Source organism: Paenibacillus spongiae, assembly GCF_024734895.1.
Taxonomy (GTDB): domain Bacteria; phylum Bacillota; class Bacilli; order Paenibacillales; family Paenibacillaceae; genus Paenibacillus_Z; species Paenibacillus_Z spongiae.
Genome location: NZ_CP091430.1, coordinates 2,150,924 through 2,163,171 on the forward strand (window position 1 = coordinate 2,150,924; position 12,248 = coordinate 2,163,171).

Sequence of the window (12,248 nt, forward strand, 5' to 3'; positions counted from 1 at the left end):
CCAAAAGTACCCGAAAACGGATCTATTATTAATATATATAATAACTAGAATAAATATAATAATAAATTCATAATCTGCTTGAGCCGATTATTGGAATAGATTGTCGCTTCGCTCAGGTAAAAGATAAAAGACAAGAGCATCATCAACAGTAGATGAATAGTTATATTCCAATATGTATTTTTGATTTTTTATATTCAAAGGAGAGTATTCAATGAATTTTGCGACTAATCATATTAAAGTCAAATCAAATTGGTTCGAGAAAGAAGGATTATTCTCTAATATCGAACATGATGGATTACTACTTTATCTTAATCTATATAGATATCATATTGCTAATCAGGAGCAATACACATTTGCTACTTCATTAAAACAACTGAGGAAAGGTACCGGATTTACCAAAATTGAAACTTTGAATTTGTTCAAGAGATTGATTAAATACAAAGTTATTTCTTGTTCAGTTACGAGGTGGGATCGTCACAATGAGAATGACTTTATGATTGTTTCTGCATTAGATATTCCTCAAACTGAGCGAATAGAGAAAAATGGGAAAATGGTAGATAAACCTTTAAGCGATGATGATTTATATATTTCAGTTGATATGAGGTTAATGCAGCATTATTTAAGTCTTGGATTTGATGGAAGAGAAATAGGACTCTGCTGCTTGGTTCAAAAATTGTCACATAATACTGAAGGAAAAGCATGGATGACCATTAATAGTATGGCAGAGATTCTTGGTTTATCAAACGACAAAGTAAATAAGATGATACATCAACTCAATAGAAATTATTTGATGTATTCAGACTTGCGTAAAAATGGACATATTGTTATTGAAGGAAAGAAGAAAGTAAATTATCGCTATGAACATAGAATTTGTCACAACATTAACCACATGAAAGCATTTAATACTGATTGGATCAAAGCAGCTATTGATAAGAATATTGCCAAGTGGGATAAGAAAAATGCGAAGAATCGTATAGTTGATGTTTCAAATGAAGATGATTTTGTATTGGATGACCTCTGGGACGGAAAGGAAGATTCATCTGAAGTTGATGATAAGGAACTACCTAATGTATGGGATTGGGACGATAACAGCGATCCATGCTTGAATGTATAAATGATAAGAGTGAATTTACTTTGTCAGAATTGTTTAGCTAAGCTTAATTAGGCTTTAAATATGGCTATTTGCTTATCAATGTAGCGTGAAGCTTCATGATCGTAATAAATCTCATCGCAATCATTACATTTTGTTGCCGGTATGTTTGGAATGACTAAGGTTTTACCATTAATAGTTGTTTCAATTGTATCGATGATTGAAATTAGGTTTGTTGAACCACATTGGACACATGTTCTCATTGTTTACACACTCCCTTGATTTTTATTATAGCAAATAATTTATATATTGGAGGAATTACATGACAAATTTGCTTGATTCAGTTTATATTCCGTCTATTGAAGCAAGTGATATCTACTCATATGTGTATCGAGACAAGGATATCAAATTTGATTATATTGGCATGATCCCATCATCCTTAGAACTGAATAAACTAATACAAACAGGATTGAAAACCAGTAAGGTCAAGACTAGTGATAAATTGTTATCCGATGATGTCATAAATGTTAAGTTTAGACAAAAGGTGCGCTCTGCCGAGGATTTGTTAACTGTGAATAATAAAAAAATTGCTGATACATCTAGAGATAAGACACAGTACATAAATAAACTAAAAGATTACAATTTACTACTTAATAGTAAGATTGGTGACGAGAGGTGGCAGGAGATCAGCAACAATGATCTAAGAAAATTGTTATATGTTGAAGGGTTTACTTATAAAGGTACTCGATATGTTGTATATAAACGTTCTTCTGCAAAGAGTCGTGTAGGTCAATGTCTCTTTATACGTGAGTCACTATATAACGAAATGATAAATTGGAGTCGGATGAATCTGCCGCTTGATCATATCGAAATTGACTACCCTTCATTATTGGCTTATGAGTCATTGGTTGGTTCGTCCTTAGAGTGTCTAATACATATTAATCCAGATAATATCCTTATCGTTGATGATGTGTATAGTAAGTTTAAATGGGGCTGTACCGTTGTTCGTAAGGGCGATAATGGATACCTGGATAGTTACGAGGAAGAGGTCGAGGTCAGCAATAACCTGTTCGATGGGGAATCATTACTCGATGCTAGTTATTTTCCTGAGGGTAAAGCGATGTTATTACTTCGCAATCACATGTTCAAGTCAGCTGCCTTCAATACCAATATACAGAATTATCTAATGGATCATTGCCCTGCTAGTGTATCTTACGACGAGTGGACAATAGAGGATATGTTTGGTAAACCGATATTGGCTAAAGAAATACATCTGATTACAACACCGAGCAGCATTAAGGCCCTTAAGTTTAGTCATGTGGTGGGTTCAGAAAGCGACATGTGGGATTACTGGAAGCAAATCGTACATAATGATAATTGCTTGTTCGGCGTGTGTAAGAGTGAGAAAAAATCGAAACATGGGACAGACGATAACGGCAATGTGGTACAGCAGACAAGTTACCAGATGATCAATTCGTTACCAGTAGCAAACATTGATCAAATGGAAAAACTAACAATATTCGAGAAGCAGTATATTGATAAACTGAAGAACAATGACGATTTCTTTATTCAGCACATAAGTAAGTCGAGTAACAGTATCAATAGCAATGACATGTTTGCTGCTTTATATAGACATAACAAAGAAATCGTTCGAACTGAGATATTTAGAGATTTTAGGACAAGGGAAATACATAACCATACCAGACATGTTTCCAAAGGGAAAATAAGGCTATCAGGCGATTACTGTACTATGCTCGGTAATCCAATGGAGTTTTTGGCACACGCAATAAGAAGAAGTATCCAACCAGCTCTACATGGTAATGAAATCTATACGACGATGTTTGAATTCGATAAGGAACTGACCGGCTTTAGAAACCCGCACACTTCACCAAGTAACGTGTTAATTGTGAAAAATACCGACAATGCGGATATAAGGAAATACTTCAACCTAACCAATAACATAGTATGTATTAACGCCGTTGGTTTTCCTGTGCTTGATATACTTAGTGGAGCTGATTATGACAGTGACATGTTATTGCTGTTAGATGATGTTCATATGTTGCAATTAGCAAGAAACTGTTTCAGTAAGTATAAAGTATGCGTTAACCAAGTAACAAGTAGTAAACGAAAGTATCAAGTAACCAAGTTCGACATGGCTGCTATAGACAACCAGCTAGCAACAAGCCAAAAAGACATTGGTCAAGTCGTTAATCAAGGGCAATTATTAATGAGTGCTTACTGGGATATACTTAATAAAGGAGAATGTGAGTCAGAAGTAGAAGGATTGATGAAAAAGATCGATGTATTAACAGTATTATCAGGAATATGCATAGATATGGCAAAGAAAATGTACGATATCGAGATTGAATCAGAAATGAAACATATTAAAGCGACTAAAGGACTGCTGAAAGAAAAGCCATTGTTCTGGAAGTTTGTCAGTAAAAGCAAAAGTATTAAAACTGCTAACTATCAATGTCCTATGGACTTCTTATATCAAGACATGACAAGACTAACTCGTGCAGAAGAACGTAAGAACTTACCATTACTCGATTTGTTAATCAAAAAAGATATAAAAAAAGCTGACCGAAAACAACAAGAGAAGATTACCAATTATGTTGATAATATGGTGAATAAAATTAACGAGATCAATGGTGAAAACCTTGCGGAAGATGAGAAGAATGATGTCGTAGATAATATTATAAACTATTACTCTTGGTATATCAGTAAACTTAAAGTAAATCCTGAAACTATGTATTCGATATTACTTAAAATTGTAAAGCAAAAAAGCAATAAAATTGCCAGAAAAATGATGAGTGTTCTTTATAAAACACAAACAGAAAAGTTTATAAATGCATACAGGAAATAAAACTCCACACTTTCTGTGGAAAATATAGAAAAAATGTTGATTTTTAGGTGTTTATTTGATAGGCTTAAAGATTCCCATATGGAAGAGGAAGTTGAGTGCGAAGGTTAACCATTGTTGTCCCACGAACAGCTATATGCTTAGTAGTGGCAACTTTCTTTTCTTACTTTTTTGGTTTGACAAAACATGGATTATCGTTTATGATTAAATATTTTGATACTATTCAGATTCATTTTGTGTTTTCTTATTGCGATACATTAGATAAATGAAGAAAGATACCGTAGCTACAGCTAAGCTTAGATACTCCAAATGCGCAGCCGAATCGGTTGAAGCATTCCAGAAGTACATAATAGTACCAAGTACAAACAGTATGAGTGAGAAGATCCTGATGTTCTTCATTACGATCATCCTACGTGTAAGATATTGGGAATTAAACTTACATTTGTATTGTATCACAAGTTCTACTCCTGTCACTAGCCGCGGCGGAATATTATCGGAACAAGGCTCATGGACTATTGTCTATGGGCTTTTTATATTGCCTGACAGCGAATTTTATTGGTGAGTGAGAGTAGCCAATCAGCTTGTGATGTGGCAAGCGACTAATAATTGAATAACAATATTCTCATACTGTGAGAATGGCTGTGATAGCCTTATCATCCTATCCATTTGGCGCGTCGAGATGATGCTCCGCAAACAGAGAGAGTAGTTTATGCTGCTCTCTTTTTGTTTGCCTAATAATAGGATAAGGATATGGTGATTAAGGAAGATGAATAAGAGTGTTCAAGTGTTTAAGAATGAGTTGTTCGAGGTTGCGGCAAGAGAAAATGGAGTTAATGTTGAGCTAGATGCAGAATCAGTTGCTATTGGACTAGGATGGTCGCGAGAAGTCAATGGAAAGCAGTATATTAGATGGGATCGAGTCAACAAACATTTGGCAGATTTCTCTTACCCACAAGTGGGCAAAGGTGAATATATTCCTGAATCATACGTTTATCTTCTGTGCATGAAGGCTGAGAATGATATTGCAGTTGCATTCCAAAAATTTATTGCATTCGATGTATTGCCACAGATCCGGAAAAACAAAGTATACATAGACCCGTCGGCTACAGATGGAGAAATTGATGCAGCCGTTCGATTTGCCACACCACAAAAGAGACGTACAGCAATCATGGATGCAACAATCGATGGTAAGGATAGTATCTTCAACGTGTATGAGGATATCAAGGAGTACATAAAGCGCTGGACAGCAGATGAGAAGGTTACAGCATATAAACATATTGAACGTGTCCTGCTAGATAAGCAAGATACATATGGAAAAGACGTAGCATTCATACATAAGGTTGAAGAGTTGTTGCGGCAGGTAGCTAAAGAACTCGATAAGGTAAAGAATTGGAAGAACGGTGCGGAGAAGCGAGTGTTGAGCAAGAAGATAAATGAGCTTACACCTCCTGATCTGGAGGACTATTATCTTATTGATTATGCGCCGTTTACTTCTAATTATATTTATGAATATAACGAACGGATTGGCAAATGGGTGAAAACCAAAGCATTCAAGAAATGGATTGAAAACTTTCCATATGAAGATTTGCCGTATGACCCAGGTATTGACTGGAACAAGCCAATCAAGATGTATTTAGCGTTCGTACATAAGAAGGGTGTAGACGTTCAAAATCTAATTAAAGCGACAATCGATCTAATCTTTAAACATTACGGATATGATGATTCTAAGATTGAGGACGTTGATTTCAGAGCAATTCGAATGGGGACTGTTAATAGTCATAAGGATGGCAAGATTTACTTTATGCTGAGGAATGTATAAGTGTGCAATTTGGTAGAAACTCTCGAAATCGAAGATGAGTAGCTTAAACGTATAAATACTTCGAATGTCATGTTATAATTTTTATTATAACTTTTTGGGGGAAGATAGTGTGAATAATGATCGTCTCCAGCGTCTTCGAAGAGTTTTGGCAAATTTCAAAATTAATCTAGACACTCTTGAAATCATTAATTTGTCATCTGGTAAGGTAAAACAAACCAGATTGAATAAGAAGGGTTACCCAATATTATGGTTTTCAGAACAGAATAAAAGCTATGGATATAGCTTGCATGAAGTTATAGCTGTGGCTTCTGGTATGGACATATTAAACAGACAGATAAATCACTTAGATGGTAATAAACAAAATAGTCATCCTTCTAATCTAGAAGTCACTGATGCATTCGGAAACATGAAACATGCTTACGAGACGGGGCTTCTAGATAAGGCTGGTTTGTATAAGAAAGGTTCGAAACATAGGGATGCTAAAATATCCGAAGACACTGTGATTGAAATTCGACGACTGTATGCTGAAACTGATATGAATCGTTACGAAATTGCTGAAAAGTTTAATATATCGTATGCTACTGTTTCAAGTGTAATAAACAAAGCAACATGGGGTGAAGTTACCAGCGAATTGGCTTATGACCCAAAGGTAATAAAACAAAAGAAAAAAGTGATTGTAAGAGGCGAGAAAAAAAGTAAAAAGCTAAATGAGCAATGTGTACTAGAAATTTACAGACTGTATTTAGAAACGGATCTTACTATGAAAGAGATCGGTAAAAAATATAGTATAAAGGATAACACAGTATGTAACATACTTAACGGAAAGACATGGACTCATATTTACAATATAGACCCGGACAAGCTTCGAACAGCCATTGAAAGAAAAATGGCGACGACCAGACCTAGAGGAACATCTATTTCAACTTCTAAGTTGAATGAAGAAAGCGTCAAAGAAATTCGTAGTTTGTATGAAGCAGGCCAGACGATTAGGGAACTGTCTGAAAAGTTTGGTGTTGGTCTGACTGCTGTTAGAAATGTTGTGTTACGACTTAGTTGGACTCAAGTGAAGGACTAAATGTCACCCATTGCGGTGGCTTTTTTGTTATGTAAAGTAAGATGAGGTGAAAATGAATGATCAAGATTCTAGAGAGATTAGAGAGTAATCGTGTCGCAAATAGAATGTGTGGGATAGCATTTATGGTTGGTATAGGATGGTCGATTATGGGAATAGGACATGCGATTGGCTGGACGATTAATGCGATTATGGTATTATTATAACGCTTGAACATCAAGTATCAATCATCTATAATAGGAACAAATGTTCTTGTGTAGAGGTGGTTAGGAATGGTAGAGCTATCTGATAAAACAATTGAGGTTGCGTATGAAATACTGAGGTTCATCGAGAAAAGGAAGCATTCACCCTCGGTAGTTGAAGTTGCGAAGGCTGTTGGTATGCAGCGAAGTTCAGTATATCCTCATTTAAGTCGTTTGAGTGAGGTTGGGATCATTTCTTGGTTAGCTGGCGAGGTTCGGACGCTACAAGTAAATAAGCCTGATTTTGTGAAGGGTGAACACGCGGCTAGAGTTAAGCGGATAAGAGAAGATTATATCTATGGGTAGCATACATAGTCTCATTGAGTCCACCTGATATGGTGGCCTTTTTGTTATCTGAGGACACAAGGATACCACTGGCCGTCAGCGTAACCAGTGGAATGAATGTTATTGAGCCGCGTTCTGAAAGCTAATACTCATATTGTTCTCTTTAATTTGTCATTAGATATAGGTTGGTAGTACTTGATTAAGGCTGATTCAGTATAATCCCGTTGAGTTTGTTTCGGTTCGTATGAATAGATAAAGTGCCTTGCAAGCACAATCCTACGATCAATGTCGCGCAGATGTTCTCTGAATCTCCTTTTCAAGTTATTAGCTTGTCCTGCATAGATGACATCATACTTTCCATTAAGTCGGATAGGACTTAAATACATATATACGCCGGGTAATTCAGGAATAGCTGCACTCGATAGTGCTGTATTAAGATACATGTCAGACCAGTTAACTTCTGTAGCTCTGTGTTTATACAATTCATTTAACAAATCTCGATAGTTAGGATTGTTCATGTAATCATCTCCTTATTTTTTCTTATTAGCTCTTGATTGGGCAAGTGCAGATCCAGCAAGAGATTTAGTAAGAGGGCTTGTCCTTGAGCTGCTTAGTGCCTTAGATGCTTTAGTAGCCATTGAATCAGAAGTTACTTTACGTGTACTGCTTTTAGCCATGGTATATCACCTCAATTCATTCGCGACATCTGGTTATAGTTACCAATATATATCAATATATTGTGTGTGTCAACTTTAAAAATTTTAATTTAATACTACATATAGAATGTGTCATGTGGAATATGTTACGTAGGGAGATGGGTATTAGACTGTGGCAATCAAGAAGTTATGTGCCAGATGTAATGTGCTGGTTGATTACGGTGAAACATACTGTTCCAAACATCAGGCTGAGCAAGATCAGAGACAAAAGGATAGACACAAGGAATATAAGCGGCTCCGTAATGACAAGCGAGAGCAAGCGTTCTACTCATCGAATGAATGGATAGCAGTCAGAGATCGAGTGAAAGCAAAGTATGGTGGACTGTGTTTAAATAGTTATTATATCAATGGAGCGCTGGTCAGTTGTGATTTAATTCATCATATCGAGGAGATCAAGGATAGATGGGATCTGAGATGCGCTGAGAGCAATTTAATACCACTATCGGCTGCCGCTCATAATCTAATACATAACATGTGTCGGAATAATAAGGTCAAAACACAGGATATGCTTAGAGAGTTGAAGGAACGATGGGAACAGGAGATGAAATGAAACACTTTAGTTGATTAAAGCATTATGGTAGGGGGTATGTGATTTTTTAAGGTATTTTCCCTATGGTCGCCGGTTAAGTGTCGTTTGCACCTCAGCATGGATTTTTCAAGATGGGTGGTTTATGTTCCAACAATAAAGAGGGGAGGGGGATTATGGATATACAAACTAAGGCACCTTCATTTCTGAAGGCAGAAGCTAAGAAGAGATTTGATGAGATATCAAAAATGTTAATTGATGATAACAAATGGAAATCAGGTGATGAGATTGCATTAGCCGCTCTGTGTGCAAGTTATCAGCACTGGATTGAAGCTGAAAAAGCAATCAAGAAGAATGGTGACTTATGCTTTACTACAGAGACAGGTTATAGGCAACAAATACCAGAGATATCAATAGCTAATAACGCGATGAAAAATATGCTTTCATTTATAAAAGAGTTCGCCCTGACTCCAAGGGAACGTTCAAAACTAAAAGAGTTGATCCTTAAAGAAGATGAAGATTCGGACACGGAAATGGAGGAAATGATTCAAAAATAGGTGGTTATTGAATGAATGATTATGCAAAGAAACATATAGCATTTCAAACAAGTGGCGATATTGAGCTATGGATAGGTCTGTTAAAGGCTAAGTATGATGATGAAAAGTATTACTATGATGACACTGAAGCCCGTAAATTCCATGCATTTGTCAGCAAATTAGAGTTAGATAAGGGCAAAAAGGGACAAAAAATAAACTTACTCAAGTTTCAATTCGATATCTGCACATCGATTATTTGTGTGAAGAAGAGAGAAGACAACCTGAGAAGGTTTACCGAGGCTCATATCAACATCAGTAGAAAGAACGGGAAAGGATTCATCATAAGCTGCATCATCACTTACTTATACTATTGTAAGAATGAATTTGGCTCAGCAATCCTTGTCACGGCCAATACGACTAAACAGGCATCAGAATTATTTGACACAATCAAGTATATGATTGATCACAATAAGACGCTGAAAAAGTATGTACATATCAAAGACAGTCGAAAGATTATTGAAAAGAAGAATATGAACAGTAAGTTGCAGGTTATCAGTTCCGATGCGTCGAACGCCGATTCCTACGCTGGTATTTATTGTATACTTGATGAAATTCACGAGTCAAAGAACGGTAATCTCTATGATAAGCTGCGTACGGGTATGGGGATATGGGATGAGCCATTGCTTATTACGCTAACCACGGCCTCATCTGGTAACGATCCTAATAATCTCGAAATGGAATTGTATAATTACGCAAAGGAAATTGAAGCCGGTAGGACTCAAAATGAGTCTTTTTTTTATGCCATTTTTGAAGCTGATAAGAATTGCAAGCTTGATGATGAAAAGCAGTGGTTTAAAGCCAATCCAGCGCTTGGAACATTTCGCAAGTATGCTGATCTAGCTGATTTAGCACGAAAGGCCAAGCAGTTGAAGACAAGGGAGGCTGCATTCAGACGGCTATACCTGAATCAACACGTATCACTAGATGGTGAGACAGCGATAAATATGAATTTATGGCGTGATCGCCTAGCAAATGTGAAACTAGAAGAATTGTATCATCTTCCCTCTTGGTGTGGATTGGACATGAGCGCGGTAAACGATATTACTGCCCTTGTTCAGGTTTTCTATGATCAAGAAATTGATATATACATCATTTACCCACATCTGTTCACGCCAAAGGACACCCTAATAGAAAGAACTGAACGAGACAACATTAGATATGATATACACGTTGATAATAAGCATATAAAAGCGTTGGATGGAAGCTTTATCAATTTTGAGCAATTACATAGCTACATCAAAGAGTTGAACGGATTATGTAACATCGAGGAGATTGGATTTGATCGATGGGGAGCAATCGGTATTATCTCTGCGTTAGAAAAGGAATTTACTGTAGTAACAATGGGGCAAGGTGGTAAGACGATGGCTCCAGCTATTAATGATTTCGAAAATCTTCTCATGGAAAAACGTTTGATCATTGCTAATAATCCTGTCTTGACTTGGATGGCTGGAAATGTCATAGCAACCGATGTAAACGGTATGAAATACGACAAGCGAAAAAGTAAATATAAAATCGACGGAATTATTGCAATGCTGATGGGATTAAGCCGCGCGGTAGCAAATACCAATGAGGTAAAAATTGATTTGAATCAATATATAACAGATGAATCCTTAGAATCGATGGGGTGGTGAATAACAAGTTGAATAGGTTTAAGCAAATCCTCAAGGAACACTTGGAGGATATTTTTATTTTATCGGGACTTTCACTAATTGTATTTGCTACATTCCTGCTTAATGGAATCGCAGGGATCTATGCAACAGGGATTGTCTTATTTGGTTTGGGCGTATTCTTTGCTTACAGAGGGAGGTGAACATAGTTGAGTATATTCGGACGAAGAGAGCAACGAGATATAAATGGCTATAGTAATGAAGAATTCATGCGGCTTCTTGGGATCAATGTAGGTAGTGTTGATAAAGATAAACTATCGGAAATTACATATTTTACCTGCCTCCGCCTGCTCTCAGAATCAATCGCCAAATTGCCCTTGAAACTCTATCGTGAAGAAGCGGGTAAAGGGATTGTTAAAGCGACAGATCATTATCTATATCAAAAAATGAAGACTAGACCTTCTCCATTCCTATCCAGTTTTAACTTTTGGTCTTCTATTGAACTGAATCGCAATCACTTTGGGAATGCATATGCCTATATTGAGATGAATCGAGGCAAAGTTAAATGGCTCCACATTTTACCTAGTGATCGAGTCAAGATTTGGCTGGACAATATTGGACTAATCAGCAACGAAAATGCGTTATGGTACATATTTACCGACCAACAAAACAAAGAACATAAGATACACCATCAACAAATCCTACATTTTAAAACTAGTATGAGTCTGGATGGGATTACAGGATTATCTGTTCAAGATTGTTTGAAAATTAGTGTTGAGAATGCTCAAGCAGGTCAGAAATTTGTGAACAATTACTTCAAAAATGGCTTATTCGCCAAAGGTTTGCTCCAGTATACAGGCGAAATTGAGGACAGTAAACGTAAAGTCATGCAGCAGAAATTTGAGTCAATGTCAAATGGTATTCAAGCGGCAGGTAGAATACTTCCCGTTCCACTTGGTTTTTCATTCAGCACAATCAATACAGATATGGTATCAAGCCAATTTCTTGAGTTGTCGAAATTCACATCTTTACAGATTGCCGCGTCGATGGGGATTAAGCCCAATCAAATTAATAACATGGAACGTTCTACACACTCGAACATTGAATTTGAAGGATTATCTTTCTATATCGATACTCTGCTTAGTAATCTTACACAGTATGAACAGGAAGTTAATTTTAAGCTGCTAGGTGAGAAGGAACGAGAGCGAGGACACTTTTGGAAGTGGAATGTAGACGCAATTCTGCGTGCTGACTTCAAAACTCGTATGGACGGTTATGCTGTTGCAATTAACAATGGTTTTATGAAGCCAAATGAGGCGCGTCAAAAAGAAGATTGGCCTGAAGAGGAAGATGGGAACAAGTTGATTGTCAATGGAAATTACATACCTCTCTCAATGGTTGGACAACAGTATGTGGAGGGAGGTGAGTAATA

11 protein-coding genes are annotated in these 12,248 nt (G+C 36.6%); 9 read left to right on the forward strand and 2 right to left on the reverse strand.

Annotated features, from left to right (window positions below; all coding sequences use genetic code 11):
• Positions 1-211: 211 nt before the first annotated feature.
• Positions 212-1,114: a hypothetical protein gene (locus L1F29_RS09785; RefSeq protein WP_258388133.1), complete on the forward strand. Its 903-nt coding sequence runs from the start codon at positions 212-214 to the stop codon at positions 1,112-1,114.
• 47 nt (positions 1,115-1,161) lie between these two features.
• Here the strand turns inward: L1F29_RS09785 and L1F29_RS34360 are convergent, their stop codons facing one another.
• Positions 1,162-1,353, reverse strand: coding sequence for a type II toxin-antitoxin system MqsA family antitoxin (locus L1F29_RS34360; protein WP_373876489.1), 192 nt, complete (start codon positions 1,351-1,353; stop codon positions 1,162-1,164).
• Between the two features lie 59 nt (positions 1,354-1,412).
• Between L1F29_RS34360 and L1F29_RS09790 the strand changes: the two genes are divergently transcribed.
• The 4 genes from L1F29_RS09790 to L1F29_RS09805 all read left to right on the forward strand — a co-directional run bounded on the left by L1F29_RS09790 (position 1,413) and on the right by L1F29_RS09805 (position 7,392).
• On the forward strand, positions 1,413-3,956 hold the full coding sequence (locus L1F29_RS09790) for a hypothetical protein (RefSeq protein WP_258388134.1): 2,544 nt from the start codon (positions 1,413-1,415) through the stop codon (positions 3,954-3,956).
• A 763-nt stretch (positions 3,957-4,719) separates the two neighbouring features.
• Entirely contained in the window at positions 4,720-5,772 is a 1,053-nt protein-coding gene (locus L1F29_RS09795) for a BRO-N domain-containing protein (protein ID WP_258388135.1), read from the forward strand.
• Positions 5,773-5,881: 109 nt separating this feature from the next.
• Positions 5,882-6,847: a hypothetical protein gene (locus L1F29_RS09800; RefSeq protein WP_258388136.1), complete on the forward strand. Its 966-nt coding sequence runs from the start codon at positions 5,882-5,884 to the stop codon at positions 6,845-6,847.
• A 269-nt stretch (positions 6,848-7,116) separates the two neighbouring features.
• Positions 7,117-7,392, forward strand: coding sequence for a LexA family protein (locus L1F29_RS09805; RefSeq protein WP_258388137.1), 276 nt, complete (start codon positions 7,117-7,119; stop codon positions 7,390-7,392).
• 128 nt (positions 7,393-7,520) lie between these two features.
• Here the strand turns inward: L1F29_RS09805 and L1F29_RS09810 are convergent, their stop codons facing one another.
• The gene (locus L1F29_RS09810; RefSeq protein ID WP_258388138.1) at positions 7,521-7,889 is read right to left on the reverse strand and encodes a GIY-YIG nuclease family protein; all 369 of its coding nucleotides are present in this window, start codon (positions 7,887-7,889) and stop codon (positions 7,521-7,523) included.
• Positions 7,890-8,232: 343 nt separating this feature from the next.
• Between L1F29_RS09810 and L1F29_RS34635 the strand changes: the two genes are divergently transcribed.
• The 4 genes from L1F29_RS34635 to L1F29_RS09825 all read left to right on the forward strand — a co-directional run bounded on the left by L1F29_RS34635 (position 8,233) and on the right by L1F29_RS09825 (position 12,246).
• Entirely contained in the window at positions 8,233-8,637 is a 405-nt protein-coding gene (locus L1F29_RS34635; RefSeq protein WP_507765384.1) for a hypothetical protein, read from the forward strand.
• 152 nt (positions 8,638-8,789) lie between these two features.
• Positions 8,790-9,170 (forward strand): phage terminase small subunit P27 family, encoded by a 381-nt coding sequence (locus L1F29_RS09815; protein WP_258388139.1) that lies wholly within the window; start codon positions 8,790-8,792, stop codon positions 9,168-9,170.
• An 11-nt stretch (positions 9,171-9,181) separates the two neighbouring features.
• Positions 9,182-10,840, forward strand: coding sequence for a terminase large subunit (locus tag L1F29_RS09820; protein ID WP_258388140.1), 1,659 nt, complete (start codon positions 9,182-9,184; stop codon positions 10,838-10,840).
• Positions 10,841-11,025: 185 nt separating this feature from the next.
• A complete protein-coding gene (locus L1F29_RS09825; RefSeq protein WP_258388141.1) occupies positions 11,026-12,246 on the forward strand; it encodes a phage portal protein in 1,221 nt (406 codons plus the stop codon).
• Positions 12,247-12,248 lie beyond the last annotated feature (2 nt).